19 protein-coding genes are annotated in these 20,471 nt (G+C 70.5%); 3 read left to right on the top strand and 16 right to left on the bottom strand.

Annotation, left to right across the window (positions count from 1 at the left end; genetic code table 11):
• Positions 1-89: 89 nt before the first annotated feature.
• From ACFYWY_RS20565 to rpsD, 12 genes are all read right to left on the bottom strand, one after another.
• Entirely contained in the window at positions 90-1,058 is a 969-nt protein-coding gene (locus ACFYWY_RS20565; RefSeq protein ID WP_389188490.1) for an AAA family ATPase, read from the bottom strand.
• Positions 1,059-1,549: 491 nt separating this feature from the next.
• Positions 1,550-1,990 (bottom strand): type II 3-dehydroquinate dehydratase, encoded by a 441-nt coding sequence (gene aroQ / locus ACFYWY_RS20560; protein WP_389188369.1) that lies wholly within the window; start codon positions 1,988-1,990, stop codon positions 1,550-1,552.
• Positions 1,987-3,078, bottom strand: a complete 1,092-nt coding sequence (gene aroB, locus ACFYWY_RS20555) for a 3-dehydroquinate synthase (protein WP_389188366.1) — start codon at positions 3,076-3,078, stop codon at positions 1,987-1,989. The genes aroQ and aroB overlap by 4 nt, the downstream gene beginning before the upstream one ends.
• Positions 3,075-3,560 (bottom strand): shikimate kinase, encoded by a 486-nt coding sequence (locus tag ACFYWY_RS20550; RefSeq protein ID WP_389188487.1) that lies wholly within the window; start codon positions 3,558-3,560, stop codon positions 3,075-3,077. The genes aroB and ACFYWY_RS20550 overlap by 4 nt, the downstream gene beginning before the upstream one ends.
• Positions 3,561-3,598: 38 nt before the next feature.
• On the bottom strand, positions 3,599-4,783 hold the full coding sequence (gene aroC, locus ACFYWY_RS20545) for a chorismate synthase (protein WP_389188363.1): 1,185 nt from the start codon (positions 4,781-4,783) through the stop codon (positions 3,599-3,601).
• A 132-nt stretch (positions 4,784-4,915) separates the two neighbouring features.
• Positions 4,916-5,758 (bottom strand): shikimate dehydrogenase, encoded by an 843-nt coding sequence (locus tag ACFYWY_RS20540; protein WP_389188360.1) that lies wholly within the window; start codon positions 5,756-5,758, stop codon positions 4,916-4,918.
• Positions 5,755-7,452 (bottom strand): endolytic transglycosylase MltG, encoded by a 1,698-nt coding sequence (gene mltG / locus ACFYWY_RS20535; protein ID WP_389188357.1) that lies wholly within the window; start codon positions 7,450-7,452, stop codon positions 5,755-5,757. Before mltG ends, ACFYWY_RS20540 begins: the two co-directional genes overlap by 4 nt.
• A 105-nt stretch (positions 7,453-7,557) precedes the next feature.
• Positions 7,558-8,022 (bottom strand): Holliday junction resolvase RuvX, encoded by a 465-nt coding sequence (ruvX, locus tag ACFYWY_RS20530; protein ID WP_389188355.1) that lies wholly within the window; start codon positions 8,020-8,022, stop codon positions 7,558-7,560.
• 4 nt (positions 8,023-8,026) lie between these two features.
• The gene (gene alaS / locus ACFYWY_RS20525; RefSeq protein WP_389188352.1) at positions 8,027-10,696 is read right to left on the bottom strand and encodes an alanine--tRNA ligase; all 2,670 of its coding nucleotides are present in this window, start codon (positions 10,694-10,696) and stop codon (positions 8,027-8,029) included.
• The gene (locus ACFYWY_RS20520; protein WP_389188349.1) at positions 10,696-11,061 is read right to left on the bottom strand and encodes a DUF6167 family protein; all 366 of its coding nucleotides are present in this window, start codon (positions 11,059-11,061) and stop codon (positions 10,696-10,698) included. The genes alaS and ACFYWY_RS20520 overlap by 1 nt, the downstream gene beginning before the upstream one ends.
• A 6-nt stretch (positions 11,062-11,067) precedes the next feature.
• Positions 11,068-11,496, bottom strand: coding sequence for a DUF948 domain-containing protein (locus ACFYWY_RS20515; protein ID WP_389188346.1), 429 nt, complete (start codon positions 11,494-11,496; stop codon positions 11,068-11,070).
• 332 nt (positions 11,497-11,828) lie between these two features.
• Positions 11,829-12,443 carry a 30S ribosomal protein S4 gene (gene rpsD / locus ACFYWY_RS20510; protein ID WP_389188343.1) on the bottom strand — a complete coding sequence of 205 codons (615 nt, stop codon included), beginning with the start codon at positions 12,441-12,443 and terminating at the stop codon, positions 11,829-11,831.
• 188 nt (positions 12,444-12,631) lie between these two features.
• Here rpsD and ACFYWY_RS20505 point away from each other — a divergent pair, with 188 nt between their 5' ends.
• Complete coding sequence (locus tag ACFYWY_RS20505) at positions 12,632-13,345, top strand: DUF2470 domain-containing protein (RefSeq protein ID WP_389188485.1); 714 nt, start codon at positions 12,632-12,634, stop codon at positions 13,343-13,345.
• 85 nt (positions 13,346-13,430) lie between these two features.
• Here the strand turns inward: ACFYWY_RS20505 and ACFYWY_RS20500 are convergent, their stop codons facing one another.
• The 4 genes from ACFYWY_RS20500 to ACFYWY_RS20485 all read right to left on the bottom strand — a co-directional run bounded on the left by ACFYWY_RS20500 (position 13,431) and on the right by ACFYWY_RS20485 (position 17,998).
• Complete coding sequence (locus ACFYWY_RS20500) at positions 13,431-14,780, bottom strand: replication-associated recombination protein A (RefSeq protein WP_389188340.1); 1,350 nt, start codon at positions 14,778-14,780, stop codon at positions 13,431-13,433.
• A 45-nt stretch (positions 14,781-14,825) separates the two neighbouring features.
• Positions 14,826-15,458, bottom strand: a complete 633-nt coding sequence (locus ACFYWY_RS20495; RefSeq protein WP_389188337.1) for a vitamin K epoxide reductase family protein — start codon at positions 15,456-15,458, stop codon at positions 14,826-14,828.
• Between the two features lie 527 nt (positions 15,459-15,985).
• Complete coding sequence (gene hisS, locus ACFYWY_RS20490) at positions 15,986-17,248, bottom strand: histidine--tRNA ligase (RefSeq protein ID WP_389188334.1); 1,263 nt, start codon at positions 17,246-17,248, stop codon at positions 15,986-15,988.
• A 12-nt stretch (positions 17,249-17,260) separates the two neighbouring features.
• The gene (locus ACFYWY_RS20485; protein ID WP_389188330.1) at positions 17,261-17,998 is read right to left on the bottom strand and encodes an MBL fold metallo-hydrolase; all 738 of its coding nucleotides are present in this window, start codon (positions 17,996-17,998) and stop codon (positions 17,261-17,263) included.
• A gap of 174 nt (positions 17,999-18,172) precedes the next feature.
• Between ACFYWY_RS20485 and ACFYWY_RS20480 the strand changes: the two genes are divergently transcribed.
• Complete coding sequence (locus ACFYWY_RS20480) at positions 18,173-18,967, top strand: peptidylprolyl isomerase (RefSeq protein ID WP_389188327.1); 795 nt, start codon at positions 18,173-18,175, stop codon at positions 18,965-18,967.
• A gap of 175 nt (positions 18,968-19,142) precedes the next feature.
• Positions 19,143-20,372, top strand: a complete 1,230-nt coding sequence (locus ACFYWY_RS20475; protein ID WP_389188324.1) for a DUF349 domain-containing protein — start codon at positions 19,143-19,145, stop codon at positions 20,370-20,372.
• Positions 20,373-20,471: the final 99 nt, after the last annotated feature.

Genomic DNA, 20,471 nt, shown 5'->3' with positions numbered 1-20,471 from the left:
GCGCGGCTCGGCCTGGTCAGCGCGTCCGACCGGGGGTGCGCGAGGGGGCTGGGCGGGGGGCGTGGCACCCGTGTGCCCGGACTACCGGACTACCAGTTCGGCGGGCTGGCGATGGACCGGGCCAGGACGTCGTCGAGCACCCGGGCCGTGGTCTCCACGTCGAACTGGGAGTTGTCGATTATCGGCAGCCCGGATCCGTACCAGCCGGCCATCCGGCCGTGGATGCTGGCGACTTCCTCGTCCGACAGGCGGCGGTTGCCGCTGCGCTCGGCGTTGCGCTCCAGCACGATCTCCAGGCCGGGGAGCAGGACGACGGGCAGCAGGCCCGGGCCGACATGGCGCTTCCAGCCGCCGAGGCCGACGACCGGCCGGTCCGGGAAGACCGCGTCGTCGAGGATGCAGGAAATGCCGTTCGCCAGGAAGTTGCGGGCGGCGAAGCCGCAGGTGCGGCGGGCCAGGCGGTACTGGGCCTCGGAGTGGTCGTTCCAGCCGGACTGGGGGTCGGCGAAGCCGGAACAGACCCATTCGCGTACGTCGTCGAGGCTGATGTGCGCGGTGGGGACGCGGCGGCTGGTGGCCCAGTGCCGGGCCACGGTCGTCTTGCCCGCGCCGGCCGGGCCGATGAGCAGGACGGCGAGGGTGGCCACGCCGGTGCCGCTGTCGGCGGGCGGCGGGGCGGGTATGGGAACCGGGCCGCCGGGCGGCAGCTGGATGTGCCCGGTCGTGTCGGGGAGCGGCGCGGTCGAGGCGCGCTGGGGGGCGGTCCCTGACCAGCCGGGGGCGGGATGCCCGCCGTTCTGATGACGCTGCGGATGCGGAGCGCCCGCGGGAGCCGCGTGCGGCCGGCCCTGGGGCGGACGCCCGGGAGGCGGCCCGGCGGGCGGCTGCCCCTGCGGGTGCGAAGGCCCGGCGGGAGCCGCGGCAGGCGGCTGGCCCTGGGCGTGCGGCGGCCCAGCGGGACCCACGGGCGGAGGCCCGGCGGTCGGCTGGCCCTGCGGGTGACCCTGCGGTGACGGGAGCCCGGCGGGACCCACGGGCGGCTGGCCCTGGGCGTGCAGCGGTCCGGCGGGAGCCGCGGCAGGCGGCTGGCCCTGGGCGTGCGGCGGCCCGACAGGAGCCACGGGCGGAGGCCCGGCGGTCGGCTGGCCCTGCGCGTGACCCTGCGGTGACGGGGACCCAGCGGGACCCACGGGCGGCTGCTGGTGCGAAGGCCCGGCGGGAGCCGCATGCGGCTGGCCCTGCGGTGACAGGTGCTCGGCGGGAGCCGCGGCAGGCGGCTGGCTCTGCGGTGACGGAGGAGCCTCGGGAGGCGGTCCGGCGGGAGAACCCGGCGGCGGTCCCGGGTGCTGGGCGCTGTGTGTCCATCCGGCCGGTCCGTGCCCCGGCCCGTGGGGCGGCGGCAGCGGAGCCCCCACTGCGTGCTGCATCCGGTGCCACTCCGTCTCGTGCGACTGACGCTGGTCAGGCGGCACTCGGCCGCCCTGCTACCGAACGGTACCTTCCCGTCCGCCCCCTGTGGGAACGGCCGGGGAAGGTCCGAAGTGCCCTGTCAGCCAGTCAATTCCTCGGCCAGGGCGCGCAGAGCGAGGCGGTACGAGCCGATGCCGAAGCCCGCGACCGTGCCGCTGGCGACAGCCGCGACCACCGACGTGTGCCGGAATGTCTCACGCGTGTACGGATTCGAGATGTGCACCTCGATCAGCGGGGCGGTCCGCTGGGCGGCCGCGTCGCGCATCCCGTACGAGTAGTGCGTGAAGGCACCGGGGTTGAGAACGACCGGAATTGAGCCGTCTGCGGCCTCGTGCAGCCAGCGGATCATCTCGCCCTCGTCGTTCGTCTCGCGAACGTCGACGTCGAAACCGAGCTCCTTGCCGAGCTGTTGGCAGGTCTCCACAAGGCCCGCGTAGGAGGTCGCGCCGTAGACGTCGGGCTCGCGGGAGCCGAGCCGCCCGAGGTTGGGGCCGTTGAGGACGAGCACCCGACGGGTCATGCGGACACCTCTCCATACGCGGCGAGCAGCACCGCCGGGTCGGGACCCTCCAGCACGGTCGGCTTGGCGAGGCCGTCGAGAACGATGAAGCGCAGCAGATTGCCGCGGGACTTCTTGTCGACCTTCATGGTCTCAAGGAGCTTCGGCCACTGGTCGCCACGGTAGGTGAGCGGCAGTCCCACGGACTCCAGGACGGAGCGGTGCCGGTCCGCGGTAGCGTCGTCCAACCGGCCTGCCAGACGGCCCAGTTCGGCGGCGAAGACCATGCCGACCGAGACGGCCGCGCCGTGCCGCCACTTGTAGCGCTCGTTCTTCTCGATGGCATGGGCGAGCGTGTGCCCGTAGTTGAGGATCTCGCGCAGCCCGGACTCCTTGAGGTCGTTGGAGACGACCTCCGCCTTCACCCGGATCGAGCGCTCGATCAGCTCGGCGGTGTGCGGGCCGGCCGGAGTGCGCGCGCCCTGCGGGTCGGCCTCGACCAGGTCGAGGATGGCCGGGTCGGCGATGAAGCCCGCCTTGATGATCTCGGCCATGCCGCTGACGTAGTCGTTGACGGGCAGCGAGTCCAGCGCGGCGAGATCGCACAGCACCCCGGCGGGCGGGTGGAAGGCGCCCACCAGGTTCTTGCCCTCGGCGGTGTTGATGCCGGTCTTGCCGCCGACGGCCGCGTCGACCATGCCGAGCACGGTCGTCGGCAGGGCGATCCAGCGCACGCCCCGCAGCCAGGTCGCCGCCACGAAGCCCGCGACGTCGGTGGTGGCGCCACCGCCGACGCCGACGATGACGTCGCTGCGGGTGAAGCCGGTCTGGCCGAGTGCCTTCCAGCAGTACGCGGCGACCTCGACGGTCTTGGCCTCCTCGGCGTTCGGCAGCTGGATCGCGATCGCCTCGTACCCCTGGGAAGCAAGGTCCTCGCGGATGGCGTCACCGGTGCCGGCCAGCGCCTCGGGGTGCAGCACGGCCACCCTCTGGGCGCGGCCGATCAGCCCGGGGAGCTCGCCGAGCAGCTGCCGACCGACCAGCACCTCGTACGGATCGGAGCCTTCCGTACCGCCGACCTGGATACGGTTCACAGCCTGGTCCGTCATGCCTGCTTCTCCAGCTTCAGGGCGTCGAGGATCGCCTGGGCGACCTCTTCGGGGGTGCGCTCGTCCGTGGCGACGACAACGCGGGCGACTTCGGTGTACAGGTGGCGGCGTGCGTCCATCAGCTCCCGCCACTGGCGGCGCGGATTGACGGCGAGCAGCGGACGCGCCTGGTTGAGGCCGACCCTCCTGACCGCCTCCTCCACGTCCAGCGAGAGATACACGACGGGCAGCCCGGTCAGCAGCTCGCGGGTCGAGTCGTCGAGGATCGCGCCGCCGCCGAGGGCGAGCACGCCCGGGTGCTCTGCGACCGCGGCTCGTACGGCCTGCCGTTCGAGCTCACGGAAGTACAGTTCGCCCTCGTCGACGAAGATGTCCGCGATCTCCCGGCCCTGGGCCGCGACGATGTCGGCGTCGGTGTCCCGGTAGGGCACGCCGAGCCGCTCGGCGAGCAGCTCGCCGACGGTGGACTTGCCCGAGCCCATGGGCCCGACCAGGACGATCAGCGGTGTCGGCGGCGCGTTCACCGGATGCGCAGGCTGTCGAGGTAGGACCGCACATTGCGGCTGGTCTCGCTCACGCTGTCGCCGCCGAACTTCTCGGCGACCGCGTCCGCGAGCACCAGCGCGACCATCGCCTCGGCGACGATCCCCGCCGCCGGGACGGCACACACGTCGGAACGCTGGTGGTGGGCGGCCGCGACCTCGCCGGTGGCGACGTCGACGGTGGCCAGCGCGCGCGGCACGGTCGCGATCGGCTTCATCGCGGCCCGTACACGCAGCAGCTCACCCGTCGACATGCCGCCCTCCGTGCCGCCGGAGTGTCCTGAGGTGCGGCGGATCCCGTCCGCGGTCGGCACGATCTCGTCGTGCGCCTTCGATCCGGGAACCCGCGCGAGCTCGAAGCCGTCGCCGACCTCGACGCCCTTGATCGCCTGGATGCCCATGAGGGCGGCGGCGAGGCGGGCGTCCAGCCTGCGGTCCCAGTGCACGTGCGAGCCGAGGCCGACCGGCACGCCGTACGCCAGCACCTCGACCACACCACCAAGGGTGTCGCCGTCGTTGTGGGCCTGGTCGATCTCCGCGACCATCGCCTTCGACGCGTCCGCGTCCAGGCAGCGCACCGGGTCCGCGTCGAGCTTCGCCTCGTCGGAGGGCTTGGGGTAGACGCCGTACGGAGCCTTCGCCGCGGCCAGCTCGACGACATGGGAGACGATCTCGATGCCCGTCGTCTCCTTGAGGTACGAGCGGGCGACCGCTCCCAGTGCGACGCGCGCGGCGGTCTCGCGGGCGCTGGCCCGCTCCAGGATCGGCCGGGCCTCGTCGAGTGCGTACTTCTGCATGCCCGCGAGATCGGCGTGGCCGGGCCGCGGGCGGGTCAGCGGGGCGTTGCGGGCCAGCTGCGCGAGCTCGTCGGGGTCGACCGGGTCGGCCGCCATGACCTTCTCCCACTTCGGCCACTCGGTGTTGCCCACCATCACCGCGACCGGCGACCCCATGGTCAGCCCGTGCCGTACGCCGCCGAGGAAGGTCACCTCGTCACGCTCGAACTTCATCCGTGCACCGCGCCCATAGCCGAGGCGCCGCCGGGCAAGGTGATCCGCCACCATCTCCGTGGTGATCGGCACACCGGCGGGAAGACCCTCCAGCGTCGCCACCAGTGCGGGTCCGTGCGACTCCCCCGCCGTCAGCCAACGCAACCTGCTCAACGGTAATCCTCCTGCTCGCGCCTGGAACTGCCATGGCGCGACCGGGTGCGCGGCCCTGGCACGCCTGACTCGATCCTCCCACGTCCGGGGCCATGTCCCGCCCTCCGGTCCAGCAACCGGACGACCGCGCGGTCAGCCCTGCTCGCCGCGGCCGGCGAGCGCCTGCTCTCCGGCCGCCCTCATGGCCGCCAGCGGGGCGGGTGCCCGGCCCGTCATCTGCTCGACCTGAAGAACTGCCTGGTGGACCAGTAGGTCGAGGCCGCCGACGACGGCTCCGCCCCGCGCGGTCCAGCCGGCGGCCAGGGCGGTCGGCCACGGCTCGTACAGGACGTCGAACAGCGTGCCGGGCCGCTCGGGCACCTCGGCCGCGAGGGCGTCGGTTGCACCCGCCGGAGTGGTGGCGATGACCAGCGGCGCCCGCAGCGCCACGTCGGCCTCCGCCCAGTCGGCGATGTGGATGTCGACGCCGAGCCGCTCGCCCCAGCCCCGCATCTCCTCGGCCCGGGCGGCACTGCGTACATAGGCGGTGACAGGCCCCGTACAGATCCGCGAGAGCGCGGCGAGAGCGGACGAAGCTGTCGCGCCCGCGCCCAGCACGGCGGCCGATTCGACCTTGGCGACGCCCCGCTCGCGCAGTGCGGCGATCATGCCGGGGATGTCTGTGTTGTCGCCGACGCGGCGGCCGTCCTCGGTGAAGACGACGGTGTTGACGGCTTCGACCGAGGCCGCCGTGTCGCTGATGGTGTCGAGCAGCGGAAGGATCGCGCGCTTGAGCGGCATCGTCAGCGACAGTCCGGCCCAGGAGCTGTCGAGCCCCGCCACGAATCCCGCAAGTCCAGCCTCGTCCACCTCGAAGCGGTCGTACGACCAGTGCGCGAGGCCGAGTTCCGCATAGGCCGCGCGGTGCAGCACCGGAGAGAGCGAGTGTGCGATCGGCGATCCGAGGACCGCCGCCCGGCGCTTCGGAGTGCTCACTGGCCGTTCTTCTCCTGCTGTTCTTCGTACTTCTTGCGGTTGCGCTCGTGCTCCTCGTTGGTGATCGCGAAGAGCGTCTCGTCCTCGGTGATCGACACGAAGTAGTACCAGGGGCCGGGGGCCGGCTTGAGAGCCGAGCTGAAGGCGGACTGCCCCGGATTGCCGATCGGACCCGGCGGCAGACCCTTTATGTCGTACGTGTTGTACGGGTCCTTGATCTTCCGCAGATCGTCCACCGCGCCGAGGTCGAGTCTGCTGTCGCTCTTGATGTAGTTGATCGTGGAGTCGAATTCGAGCCGGCCGACCGTTTCTGCGTTGTTCGGCTTGAGGCGGTTGTAGACGACCCGCGAGACCTTGTCGAAGTCGTGCTTGTACTTGCCTTCGGCCTGCACGAGGCTCGCGACGGTGAGCACCTGGAGCGGCGACTCGAGGCCCAGCCTCTCTGCCTCGCCCTTGAGGTCCTTCTTGCTGAACTCCTCGTTGGCCCGGGCCACCATCCTCTGCAGGACGGCTTCCGGTTTCATGCCCTTGACGACGGGATAGCTCGCGGGGAAGAGGAAGCCTTCGAGCGGATCCTTGATCTTCGAGTTGTCGTTTGCCCAGGCCGGCAGGCCGAGCCGCTTGGCATTCGCCTTGGCGGCGGCCTTGGTGGTGCCGGCCTTGACCTCCAGGCGCTTGTCGATCTGCTCGTAGACCCAGATGTTCCGCTTGCCCTCGGGGATGATCAAGTTGTTGCGGCTGGCCGGATTGAGCATCAGCTCGACGGCGCTCGCTCCCGACATCCCCTTCTTGAGGATGTAGACGCCGGCCTGGATCGACTTGCCCTTGGGGTCCTCGTTGGCCGCCGAGACGAAGGCGCCCGAACTCTTGACGACACCGGCCTCCTTGAGTATGGCGCCGATCTCTCCGAGGCCCGCGCCCTTGGGGATCTCGACCTGGGCCGAGCCGCTTCCGGCGCCCGAGAAGTCCTCGGGCGCGCCGAACTGGCCCTGCCAGAACTGGTAGCCGAAATAGCCGACGCCGCCGAGGCCGCCGGCGAGCACCAGTGCGACGACCAGGCACGCGCAGCCGTTCTTGCTCTTCTTCTTGGTCTTGCCGCGGCGCTCACGGCCGCCGCCCCGGCGCGTCTCGCGCGGGTCGTCGTCGTACTCGCCGTCGTCGTCCCGGCCGTCGTCGCCGGTGAAGAAGGGGTGGGTCTCCTCCTGGGGCGCCTCGGCATCCCAGTCGGTCGTGGGCTCGGGCTCCGGCCGACGGCGGCCGGGGGGCTGCGGCGGCGGGTATGCCTCGGGGGTGGCGTAGTAGTCGCCGTTCTGGCCGCCGTAGCCGGGCTGCTGCCCGCCGTAGGCGTCGGCCGGATTGGCTGCGTACGGCATGGCCGCATGCTGGCCGGTGTCCCAGCCGCCGTTGTACTGCTGCTGGCTGTACTGCTGTTGTTGCTGGTTGTACTGCTGCTGCTGCTGCTGCTGTTGCTGCTGTTGCTGGTTGTACTGACGCTGTTGCTCGTTGTACTGCTGCTGGTACGGATCGGGCTGGGTGCCGTACTGCTGCGGCTGCTGCGGGTACTGCTGCTGTGGCTGGCCGCCGTACGGAGTGTCGCCGGCTGCGGCCTGCTGTCCTCCCCATCCCTGGTCCCCGTACAAGGGGTCCTCGGGATGCCACGGTTCGGAGCCGGGGCCCCGGCCATACTCAGTCATCGATCCCCTAGGGCCGCGAGGCAGACGCTGAACGGTGCCGGCCTCTTTGCTGTGCGGCAGCTGTTCGAACACCGCCGCATCGCGCGGAACGTTACCGTATCGCGATCAGACAACCACTTCGACGCCCTCGCCCGGCGCAACACCTGACGCCCGTTCGGACTCCAGAGCGTTCTGAAGGATCACCACAGCGGCAGCCTGGTCGATGACAGATCGGCCCTTTTTAGACTTTACGCCCGAAGCGCGCAGCCCCTGACTGGCCGTCACTGTGGTCATCCTCTCGTCAACCAATCGGACCGGAATGGGGGCGATGCCGCGCGCGAACTCCTGGGCGAAGCCGCGGATCTTGACCGCGGCCGGGCCTTCCCCGCCGCTGAGCGAGCGGGGCAGGCCGACGATGACTTCGATCGGTTCGTACTCTTCCACGAGCTGCTTCAGCCGACGGTGGGCGGCCGGGACGTCGCGACCCGGCACGGTCTCGACCGGAGTGGCGAGGACCCCGTCGGGGTCGCACGATGCGACCCCGATCCGGGCGTCCCCGACATCGAGCGCGAGGCGGCGTCCACGGCGCACAGCGTCAGGCCGTCTCGGCGACAAGACGCTCGACGGCGGCGACAGCGTCGCCGATGGCGTCCGGGTTCTGGCCGCCGCCCTGGGCGACGTCCGGCTTGCCGCCACCCCCGCCACCGAGGGTCTTGGCGGCGGCCCGGACCAGGTCACCGGCCTTCAGACCGCGCTCACGGGCGGCCTCGTTGGTGGCGATGACGGTCAGCGGGCGGCCACCCGCCACGGCGAACAGGGCCACGACCACCGGACGGTCGCCAGGGATGCGGCCGCGAACGTCGAGGACCAGCTTGCGCAGGTCGTCGGCGGAGGTGCCGTCCGGCACCTGGCCGGTGACCAGGGCCACGCCCCGCACGTCCTTGGCGCCCGAGGCGAGACCGGCGGCGGCGGCGAGCACCTTCTCCGCGCGGAACTTCTCGATCTCCTTCTCGGCGTCCTTCAGCTTGGCGAGCATGCCCGAGATCTTCTCGGGGAGCTCCTCGGGACGGCCCTTGACCAGCTCCTGGAGCTGGGCGACGACCGTGTGCTCCCTGGCGAGGAAGTTGTAGGCGTCGACGCCGACGAGAGCCTCGATACGGCGCACACCGGAGCCGATCGAGGACTCGCCGAGCAGCTTCACCAGGCCCAGTTGGGCGGTGTTGTGCACGTGCGTGCCGCCGCACAGCTCCTTGGAGAAGTCGCCGATGGTGACGACTCGCACCCGCTCGCCGTACTTCTCGCCGAACTCGGCGATGGCGCCCTGCTTCTTGGCCTCGTCGATGCTCATGATCTCGGCCTGGACGTCGAGTTCCCGGGCGAGGACTTCGTTGATCTTCTGCTCGACGTCGGTGAGGACCGTGCCGGGTACGGCGGCGGGCGAGCCGAAGTCGAAGCGGAAGCGGCCGGGAGAGTTCTCCGAGCCGGCCTGGGCGGCCGTCGGGCCGAGAGCGTCGCGCAGCGCCTGGTGGGTGAGGTGCGTGGCGCTGTGGGCGCGGGCGATGGCGCGGCGGCGCCTGATGTCGATGGCCGCGTAGGCGGAAGCGCCGACGGTCACCTCGCCGACCTGTACCGAGCCCTTGTGGACGGAGACGCCCGGGACCGGCTGCTGCACATCGCGGATCTGGATGACGGCGCCCGTGTCGAGCTTGATGCGGCCCTGGTCGGCGAGCTGACCGCCGCCCTCGGCGTAGAAGGGAGTGCGGTCGAGGACGACCTCGACCTCGTCGCCCTCGGAGGCGGCCGGCGACGGCATGCCGTCGACCAGCAGGCCGACGATGGTCGACTCGCCCTCGGTGTGGGTGTAGCCGGTGAACTCCGTGGTGCCGGACTGGTCGGCGACGAGCCGGTAGGCGGACACGTCGGCGTGGCCGGTCTTCTTGGCCCTGGCGTCGGCCTTGGCCTGCTCCCGCTGCTGCTTCATCAGGCGGCGGAAGCCGTCCTCATCCACCGAGAGGCCCTGTTCGGCGGCCATCTCCAGGGTGAGGTCGATCGGGAAGCCCCATGTGTCGTGGAGCAGGAAGGCCTTGTCGCCGGCGAGTACCTTGCCGCCGCCGGACTTGGTGTCGGTGATGGCGGTGTCGAGGATGTTGGTGCCGGCCTTCAGCGTCTTGAGGAACGCGGCCTCCTCGGCGAGGGCCACGGTCTCGATCCGCTTGCGGTCGGTGATCAGCTCCGGATACTGCTCGCCCATGGTCTTGATGACCACGTCGGCCAGCTCGGCGACGACGGGCTCGGTGGCACCCAGGAGGCGCATATTGCGGATGGCGCGGCGCATGATGCGGCGCAGCACATAGCCACGGCCCTCGTTGCCGGGGGTGACACCGTCGCCGATGAGCATCACGGACGTACGGATGTGGTCGGCGACCACGCGCATCGAGACGTCCGAGCCGTGCTCGGCGCCGTAGCGAACGCCGGTCAGCTCGGTGGCCTTGTCCATGACGACGCGCAGGGTGTCGGTCTCGTACATGTTCTGTACGCCCTGCAGGATCATCGCGAGGCGCTCGAGGCCGAGGCCGGTGTCGATGTTCTTGGACGGCAGCTCGCCGAGGATCGGGAAGTCCTCCTTGCCCTCGCCGGCGCCGCGCTCGTACTGCATGAAGACCAGGTTCCAGATCTCCACGTAGCGCTCGTCGTTGACGGCCGGGCCGCCTTCTTCGCCGAACTCCGGGCCACGGTCGTAGTTGATCTCGGAGCAGGGTCCGCAGGGGCCGGGGACGCCCATCGACCAGAAGTTGGGGCCCATGCCCAGACGCTGGATGCGCTCGGCGGGCACGCCGATCACGTCGCGCCAGATCTGCTCGGCCTCGTCGTCCTCCTTGTAGACCGTGATCCACAGGCGCTCGGGGTCGAGGCCGTAGCCACCGTCCGCGACGGAGCTGGTCAGCAGCTCCCAGGCGAACTTGATGGCGCCTTCCTTGAAGTAGTCCCCGAAGGAGAAGTTGCCGCACATCTGGAAGAACGTGCCGTGCCGGGTGGTCTTGCCGACCTCTTCGATGTCCGGCGTACGCACGCACTTCTGCACGCTGGTGGCGCGCGGGGCCGGCGGCTTGGCCTCGCCGAGGAAGTACGGCTTGAACGGCACCATGCCCGCGTTGACCAGCAGCAGAGTCGGGTCGTCCGCGATGAGCGACGCCGAAGGCACGACGGTGTGCCCGCGCTCCTCGAAGAAGCTCAGCCAGCGGCGGCGGATTTCAGCCGACTCCATCAGTGGTCCTCATTCCGGTTGTACGAGTTGTAGGAGTGCTTGTTGTCGGGGCGCGCACTGTCGGGGCGCGTGCTGTCGGGGTGCTTGGAGTAATCGATCGCGGCGGGGCGTCGCTGCGCGGGCAGTTCGGGGTCGGCGGATGCCTGCAGGCCGAGCGCTTCACCCAGTTCGGCCTCGCGCCGGTCCATGCCGGACCTGACGTCGAGTGCGAAGTCCTTCAGCCTGTGACCCGCGTCGATCGCCTTGTTCGCGGCCTGCGCGGCGAGGCTCTCGGGGGTCAGCTGCTTCAGCTTGCGGTTGACCTTGGTGGTGGCCCAGACACCGGCTGCGGCACCCGCGGTGAACCAGAACGTGCGGCGGAACATCGTGCCTCAGCCTTTCCGCTTCTTGCCTCGGGGAGCCGGCACGGTGCGGCCGACGACCACCGTGCGACGGGACGGCGCGGGTGCGTCTTCGTGCTTACGGCTCATGGCCCTGCGTACGCCGTAGCCGAAGGCGGCGACCTTGACCAGTGGGCCGCCGAAGGTCGAGGCGACCGTCGTGGAGAGCGCGGAGGCGTTGGAGGTGACCTCCTGGACGTCCGTCGCGATGGCGTCGACCCGGTCGAGCTGAGTCTGTGCGGAGCGCACCGTCGCGGAGGCGTCGGCAAGCAGGGGCACCGCCTGCTCGGTCACGTCCGCCACGAGTTTGGTGGTCGCTCTGAGCGTCTGCGCCAGCCTCACCAGCACCACGGCGAGGAAGGAGACCAAGATCGCCCAGAACACGGCCACCAGGATCCCGGCAACCTCTCCACCGGTCACTCTGCACCGCTCTCTGCTCGTCGATGGATTACTCGAAAATCGTCCTCCGACCCTATCGCGCCCAGGGTCGCCCCCCATACCGCATTACGTCCGGGGGTGAGGGGAGTTACCCAGGGCGATTGTACGGAGCGCTTCTGTTCCGGCTCCTTCAGCGCCCGCGCGCCCTGTGCGAGCAGCGGCGGCGGCGTCCGCAGCCGGGACAGCGGCGCTCGGTTCGTCCCGCGGCCCTGGAAACGCGAGAGCCCGCCGGCCCCCACCGGTAAGGGCGGGGAAACGGCGGGCTGAAGCTGTGTGAGCTACTCCCCCAGCTACCGCTGGGAGGGGCCCCCAAATCAGCGGGCGTAGTACTCGACGACCAGCTGCTCGTCGCAGATGACCGGAACTTCCTTGCGGTTCGGGTCACGGTCCAGGCGGAACGCCAGGGCCTTCAGGTTGACCTGCAGGTAGCGCGGGGTCTCGCCGTCGGGGGCGAAGCCACCCTCACGCGCGACCTGGAAGAGGCTCTTCTCGCGGGAGCGCTCGCGGACCATCACGACGTCGTCGGGACGGACGCGGAAGGACGGCTTGTCGACCTTGCCGCCGTTGACCTCGATGTGGCCGTGGACGACCATCTGGCGGGCCTGGTAGATGGTGCGGGCGATGCCCGAACGCAGGACCAGGGCGTCGAGACGGCGCTCGAGCTCGACGACCAGCGCCTCACCCGTCTTGCCCTCGGCCTTCTTGGCGCGGTCGTAGGCGCGCGCCATCTGGCGCTCGCTGATGTCGTACTGCGCGCGCAGGCGCTGCTTCTCGAGCAGACGGACCTTGTAGTCCGAGTTCTGCTTGCGGCCACGGCCGTGCTCGCCCGGCGGGTAGGGGCGGGCTTCGAAGTACTTGACGGCCTTCGGCGTCAGTGCGATACCGAGCGCACGAGACTTCTTGACCTTGGGACGCGACTGGTTAGGCACGTTCTCCAGACCTCCGTTGTAGGTTAGGTTAGGCTCACCTTACTCAAGGAGATCGCATGTCTCGCCCTGGGAACACCAAGCGCATCACGGACAGCACAGAGAACGTCGACGCTGCACAGAGCATCGAGGCGACGGAGGTCCGATCAGCTCATGGTCAGCCGCGTCCCAGCGGGCTTGAAATCACTCGGATGCCGTCAGCAGCCGAGCGCACACGAACTCTCGTACAGAGTACATCCTCCGCGGTACTGCTCATCCCGGGTGTGGAGGCGGTACGTCCCGAGCAGCTGGCACCGCAGGCCCGGGCCGTGGGTCCGGACGGCGATGTGTTCCTGCTCTTCCCCGCGGACTCACCGGCCGTACGCGCCGCCACGCACGCGCAGGACGACGAGCTGTCCGCTGTGCTGGAGATCACCGATGTCGCGCCCGTCTCCGTGCCCAATCGTATCCGCGGCCGCGCCTGGGTCTCCGGCTGGCTGACCTGCGTGCCCGGCCTGGCCGAGCCCGGCCGGATGATGGTGCGCCTCGAGGTCGGCGAGGCGTGCGTTGACGATCTGTGGGGCGCCGACAGCGTCGAGCCGGAGGAGTTCGCGCGGGCGTCCGTCGATCCGATCGTCGCGCACGAGACGGAGCTGCTGCAGCATCTGCACTCTGCGCACAGCGAGCAGGTGCAGGGGCTGTGCGGGCTGCTCGGCGAGCGAAGCGAGACGGGCTGGAGGATGCCGGAGGGGGCGTGCGCGAACGGGCAGCGGGCGGTGCCGCTGGCGCTGGACCGGTTCGGGCTTCGGGTGCGGTTCGTCGGCGAGCGGTGCTTCGACGCGCGCTTCGACTTCCCCGCACCGGTGCGCGACGTCACCGAGCTGCGCCGGGCCATGCACACGCTGTTCGAGGCCGCGTCCCACTGATACCGGGTCCCACCGGGACCGCGTCCCCCTGAGGCCGTATCGCACTGAGGGCGCGCGGGTGCGCGCTCCGGCGGGCCGGCGCGGATCAGTCCCCGCGCAGCCGCTCACGCACCTTCTCGACCACATCGGCGTACCGCGCCTCGGCGCCATACCGCGTGGGCTCGTAGTACCGCTTGCCGTGCACCGCGTCCGGGGCGTACTGCTGGGCGGCGATCGCACCGGGCACGTCGTGCGGATAGACGTACCCCTGGGCGTGGCCGAGCTTGGCCGCGCCCTTGTAGTGGCCGTCGCGAAGATGCGGCGGGACGGCGCCCGCCAGCCCGGCCCGCACATCGGCGAGCGCCGCGCCTATCGCTGTGGTCGCGGCGTTCGACTTGGGGGCGAGCGCGAGCGCGATGGTGGCATGGCTGAGGGTGAGCGCGGCCTCGGGGAAGCCGATCATGGCCACGGCCTGGGCGGCCGCGACCGCGGTGGGCAGGGCCGTCGGGTCGGCGAGGCCGATGTCCTCGCTCGCCGAGATCATCAGCCGGCGTGCGATGAACCGCGGGTCCTCCCCCGCCTCGATCATGCGGGCCAGATAGTGCAGCGCGGCGTCCACGTCGGAGCCGCGGATGGACTTGATCAGGGCGCTCGCCACGTCGTAGTGCTGATCGCCGTCGCGGTCGTACTTCACCGCCGCGCGGTCGACGGTCTCCTCCAGGGTCTGGAGGCTGATCTCCTTCTCGCTCTTGTCCATCGCGGCTCCCGCGGCCGCCTCCAGGGCGGTCAGAGCCCGACGGGCGTCGCCGCCCGCGATCCGCAGCAGATGCGCCTCGGAGTCCTCGGGGAGGGTGACGGCGCCGCCCAGGCCCCGCTCCTCGGTGAGCGCCCGGCGCAGCAGTCCGCTCAAGGCCTCGTCGGTCAGCGACTCAAGCGTGAGCAGCAGTGAGCGGGAGAGCAGCGGGGAGATGATCGAGAAGTACGGATTCTCGGTGGTGGCGGCGATCAGCGTCACCCAGCGGTTCTCCACAGCGGGCAGCAGTGAGTCCTGCTGGGCCTTGGAGAAGCGGTGGATCTCGTCGAGGAAGAGGACGGTCTCCTTGCCGAAGCCGCCCGCGGCCCGGCGTGCGCCGTCGATGACCGCCCGGACCTCCTTGACGCCCGCGGTGATCGCGGAGAGCTCCACGAACCGTTTGTTGGTCGCCTTGGAGACGACGTACGCGAGAGTCGTCTTGCCGATGCCGGGCGGGCCCCAGAGGATCACCGAGGAGGGTCCGGCGGGGCCGCCGCCGCCTTCGCCGACGAGCCGTCGAAGCGGCGATCCGGGCTTCAGCAGATGCTGCTGGCCGACGACCTCATCGAGGGTACGCGGGCGCATCCGTACGGCCAGGGGGCTGGCGGACGGGTCCTTCTCCTGGCGTTCTTCCGCGGCTGCGGTAAAGAGGTCGGGCTCCACGTCATGAAGCCTAAGTCAGAGCACTGACAGCGCCCTCGGGGCCCGTCAGCCGATCCAGAAGTCCCACCAGCGGGTCAGGATGAGCATCCCGATGATGCCGGTCCACAGGACCGGCGGCATCCAGTGGAACTCCAGCAGCCCCTTGCGCAGGCCTTCGGGCACCTTGATGATCCGGTGCTCGATGTTGTGCAGCGTGACGTAGCAGAACATCACGATGGTGGCGACCCAGGCCAGCGAGCACCACAGACACAGCGCGTTGATGTTGTACAGCGACTGGTACTGCAGCCAGGTGCAGAAACCCACGCCGAACAGGGTGCCGGCGTTGAGCCCGAGCCAGTACCAGCGCCGGTAACGCGCACCCGCGAGAAGCGCCACACCGATGGCGATCACCATCGCGTACGTCACCAGCCCCAGCATCGGATTCGGGAACCCGAACGCCGACGCCTGCTCGCTCTTCATGATGTTCCCGCAGGAGACCACCGGATTCAGACTGCACCCCGGCGTGAAGGACGGGTCCTCCAGCAGCTTGAACTTGTCGATCGTGATGACCCACGAAGCCAGCAGCCCGGCCGCACCCGTGATCACCAGAAGCCACGCGAACCCACGACTGCCGCCGATCGCGCCCTTGGAGCCGTTGTCACGCTCGGAGGACACGTCGTCCACTGCTGCAGTCGTCATATCGCCGTTCCATCGCTCAGTAGCCTGCTGTGGCACGGTCATTCTGCCGCACTGGCGCCCGTGTCCACCGTTCGATGGACATAAGGATGTACGGACGGTCGTCCCGCGGGACGACCGGCGAGCAGGCTCGTTACCGCTCCCGGGAGCGGATCCCGCGTCCGGAAACCGCCTCTGGCGGGCCCGGATCGGCATCGTCTGGCAGGGCGAATCCGCGCCCGCGGAGTTGACGGTGCGGGCGGCGGTGTCCCGTTTAGCCCGCTACGACCCGAAACCGCGCGCGATGCGGGAGGGGTTGCACCTTGACCCGAACCGGGGGGGGGGGGGGGGGGGGGGGGCCGGGCGCGGGCCCGCCGGGGGGGGGGGGGGCCCCGCCGCGCCCGCCGGCCGGCGGGGCGGGCCGGGCCGCGCCCCCCCCCGCGCCCGGGGGCGGGCGGGGGGGGGGGGGGGGCGCCCCGCGCCCGCCGGGGCGGGGGCGCGCCCCCCCCGCGGGCCCGCCCCCCCCCCCCCCCCCCCCCGGTGCAGGGACGTCAGGCCAGGCGTTCGCGGATCGCGGGCACCGCGTCCGCCAGCGCCACCGGCGACTGCTCGCCCGACTCCATGTCCTTCAGCTGGACCACACCCTCCGCCAGGTCGCGCTCGCCCGCGACCAACGCGTATCGCGCCCCCGAACGGTTCGCGCTCTTCATCGCGCCCTTGAGGCCCTTCCCGCCGTAGCTGAAGTCCGCGGCGACCCCCGCCCGGCGCAGCTCGGTGACCACGCCGAACAGCACACGCCTCGCCTCCTCGCCCAGCGGCACCGCGAACACGCTTGTCGTGGCGGGGAGTTCGAGCTCGATGCCCTCCGCCTCCAGGGCCAGGACAGTCCGGTCCACGCCGAGCGCCCAGCCGACCGACGGCAGCGCCGGGCCGCCGATCATCTCGGAGAGGCCGTCGTAGCGGCCGCCGCCGCCCACCGCGGACTGCGAGCCGAGACCGTCGTGGATGAACTCGAAGGTGGTACGGGTGTAGTAGTCGAGGCCGCGCACCAGCTTCTCGTCGTCCTCGTACGCGACGCCCGCCGCGGTCAGCAGCTCACGCACCTCCTCGTGGTACGCCTTGCACGCGTCGCACAGGTAGTCGCGCAGCATCGGCGCGCCCGCCAGCTGCTTCTGGACCTCCGGGCGCTTGTCGTCGAGGACCCGCAGCGGGTTGATGTCGATCCGGCGCCGGGTGTCCTCGTCCAGGTCGAGCCCGCGCAGAAAGCCCTGCAGCGCGTCCCGGTAGACAGGGCGGCACTCCTTGTCGCCCAGGGAGTTCAGCAGGATGCGGAACTGGCGCAGCCCGAGCGAGCGGTACGCCTGGTCTGCCAGGATGATCAACTCGGCATCCAGCGCCGGGTCCTCCGCGCCGATCGCCTCGGCGCCGACCTGCGAGAAGTGCCTGTAGCGGCCCTTCTGCGGACGCTCGTAGCGGTAGTACGAGCCCGAGTACCAGAGCTTGACCGGCAGGTTGCCGAGCTTGTGGAGGTTGGCCTCCAGCGCCGCGCGGAGCACGGACGCGGTGCCTTCGGGGCGCAGCGCGAGCTTGTCGCCGCCCTTGGTCTCAAAGGCGTACATCTCCTTGGAGACGATGTCGGTGGACTCTCCGACGCCGCGCGAGAACAGCTCGACGTTCTCGAAGCCGGGTGTCTCGATGTAGCCGTAGCCGGAGTTCTTCAGGGGCGCGGAGATCGCGTCGCGCACCGCCAGATACTTCGCGGACGTCGGCGGGATCAGGTCGTACGTGCCCTTGGGGGCCTGAAAAGTGCTCACGGGAAACTCTCGTCACATTCCTCGTCGGGGAGCTTCGGCGCTCCCGAGGCCGGCGGGCCGGGGGGTCTGGGGGTCTCCCCCGGAAGACACCTCCCGTAGATAGGGATTGCCGGCGCGCTCGCGGCCGATGGTCGTCTGGGGGCCGTGGCCGGACAGCACCACGGTCGAGTCGTCGAGTGGGAGGCACACACGCGCCAGCGACTCGAGCATCTCGGCCATGTCGCCGCCGGGCAGGTCCGTGCGTCCGATGGAGCCGGCGAACAGCAGGTCACCCGAGAAGAACACGGACGGCACGTCCGCGGACTCGGGCATCCGGAAGGTCACCGACCCCTTCGTATGGCCGGGCGCATGCGCGACCGAGAAGTCGAGACCGGCCAGGCGCAGCTCGGCGCCGTCGGCCAGTTCCTTGACGTCGTCCGGCTCCCCCACGGTCAGCTCGCCCATCAGCGGCATCCCGATCGACAGGCCCAGCGCCTTCTCCGGGTCGCTCATCATGTACCGGTCGGCGGGGTGGATCCACGCCGGTACGTCGTGCGCGCCGCACACCGGGACGACGGATGCGACGTGGTCGATGTGGCCATGGGTGAGGACGACGGCGACGGGCTTGAGCCGATGCTTCTTGAGCGCTTCCTCGACGCCTTCGGTGGCCTGGTGGCCCGGGTCGATGATCACGCACTCCTCGCCTGCGGCGGGGGCGACCAGGTAACAGTTGGTCCCCCAGGCCCCGGCGGGGAACCCGGCAATAAGCACGATCGTCCTCTGTGTGGTCGTCGAGAGGGAATTGCTGCGTCGAATTGCAGCAGATCAGAGCCTACCGGCGCTGCTCGTCCCACAGCCAACCCGTATACGGTACGGGGCACACGCGGCCGGTCGGCATCATGCGACGCCGGCGTACAGGACTCGGACGTACAAGGAGAAGACCCGGTGGTCACCAGCGATCAGCGGCGGCGGCAGCTCGCCAGGGAGAAGTTCGAGCGCCAGCAGCAGCGTCGGCAGCAGTCACGTAAGAGGAAGCAGCGGAACACGATCATCGCGGCCGCGCTCGCCGTGGTGCTCGCCGCGGGCGCCGCGGCCTATGCCTCCGTCGGGCTGTCCGACGGGGATGCCAAGGCCGACGGCTCGGCGGCGGACGACAGGCAGTCCCCCAGCGCTTCGCCGTCCCAGAGTGAGAGCACCGCGCCCGAGCCCGCCTTGTCGATCGACAAGAAGGCGAAGTACTCGATGGCGCTCACGACGAACCACGGCGCAATCAAGATCGCGATGGACGCGGCGAAGACCCCGCGCACCGTGAACTCCTTCAAGTCCCTGGCGGACAAGGGCTTCTTCAACGGCACTAAGTGCCACCGGCTGACCACGCAGGGCATTTTCGTGCTGCAGTGCGGCGACCCGAAGGGCGACGGCACCGGCGGGCCCGGCTACACGATCCCCGACGAGAATCTGACCTCGCTGGGCAAGGCGGGCACCGACGGCACCGTGACGTATCCGGCCGGGACCGTGGCGATGGCCAACACCGGTCAGCCGAACTCCGGTGGCAGCCAGTTCTTCCTCGTCTACAAGGACACCAAGCTGCCGCCCGGCTACACACCGTTCGGAACCATGGACGCGGCGGGCCTGAAGGTCGTCGAGGCAGTGGCGAAGGGAGGCGTCTCTGGCGGGGCGCAGGACGGGGCTCCGAAGAAGGCCGTCACCATTGAGAAGGCGGCCGTACCGAAGGTGTGACCGGGGGAATTCGGACGTGCTGAGTGCGGACAGCCGGGCGGCCGGTCGCCTAGATTGGCGTTGTGCAGCGCGGGCCTCGATTCGCGCTGTGGAAGACGGGCGAGGCCCGTCCAGGAAACTGTGGACGATGCCCGGGGGGCGAACCCCCTCGCAGGCATCAGGTGGAGGAGGCGCTGTGAGCAGCGACCCGTGGGGCCGTGTCGATGAGACGGGCACCGTGTACGTGCGTACTGCCGATGGCGAGAAGGTCGTCGGATCGTGGCAGGCCGGTTCTCCCGAGGAGGCTCTGGCCTATTTCGAGCGCAAGTACGAGGGCTTGGTGGTCGAGATCGGCCTCCTCGAGCGGCGGGTGAAGACCACCGATCTCTCGGCCAAGGACGCGCAGACCGCCATCGACCATCTGCGCCAGCAGGTGGACGAGCATCACGCCGTGGGTGACCTCGACGCGCTGGGCAAGCGCCTCGACGCGCTCGTCGCGACGGTCGAGAAGCGCCGCGAGGAGCGCAAGGTCCAGAAGGCGAAGCAGAACGACGAGGCGCGGCACGCCAAGCAGGCCCTGGTCACCGAGGCCGAGGAGCTGGCGCAGAGCGAGCAGTGGCGTGCGGCCGGTGAGCGGCTGCGAGCGCTGGTGGACACCTGGAAGGGCCTTCCCCGGCTCGACCGGAAGTCCGACGACGAGCTGTGGCACCGCTTCTCGCACGCCCGCTCTGCGTTCTCCAAGCGCCGCAAGGCGCACTTCGCCTCGCTGGACGCGCAGCGCGAGGAGGCCCGTAAGGCCAAGGAGAAGCTGGTTGCCGAGGCCGAGTCGCTCGCCGGCTCCACCGACTGGGGCACGACGGCCGCCCGCTACCGCGAGCTGATGGCGGAGTGGAAGGCCGCGGGCCGGGCCCAGCGCGAGGCCGAGGACGATCTGTGGAACCGTTTCCGCGGTGCGCAGGACGTCTTCTTCGCCGCGCGCAGCGGCGTCTTCGCGGAGCGCGACGCCGAGCAGGGCGAGAACCTCAAGCTCAAGGAGGAACTCGCCGCCGAGGCCGAGAAGCTGGTGCCGGTGACGGATCTGAAGGCGGCGCGTGCCGCCTTCCGTTCGATCAACGAGCGCTGGGAGGCCATCGGCCATGTGCCGCGGGACGCCCGTCCCAAGGTCGAGGGCCGGATGCACGCGGTGGAGCGGGCGCTGCAGGAGTCCGAGGAGAACGAGTGGCGCCGGACGAACCCGGAGGCGCGTGCGCGTGCCGAGGGTCTGACGGGCCAGCTGCAGGCGGCCGTGGACAAGCTGCGCGGGCAGATCGACGCGGCGCGCACGGCGGGCAACAACGCCAAGGCGGACAAGCTCGCCAAGGAGCTCGAGGGCCGGCAGGCGCTGCTCGACCAGGCGCTGAAGGGCCTTGAGGAGTTCGGCGGCTGACGCTGCCTGTGCGCCTGAACCGGCGCCGCGCTCGCGGAGGGGGTTGCTCTCCGTACGGGTTGCTCAATTGACGGCTGATGCAGCCGTTGCGAAAAGGCG

The sequence above is a fragment of the Streptomyces sp. NPDC002870 genome, from assembly GCF_042888505.1.
Classification (GTDB): domain Bacteria; phylum Actinomycetota; class Actinomycetes; order Streptomycetales; family Streptomycetaceae; genus Streptomyces.
The sequence above is the reverse complement of the archived record's forward strand: the minus strand, read 5'-3'. Positions and strand labels throughout refer to the sequence as shown.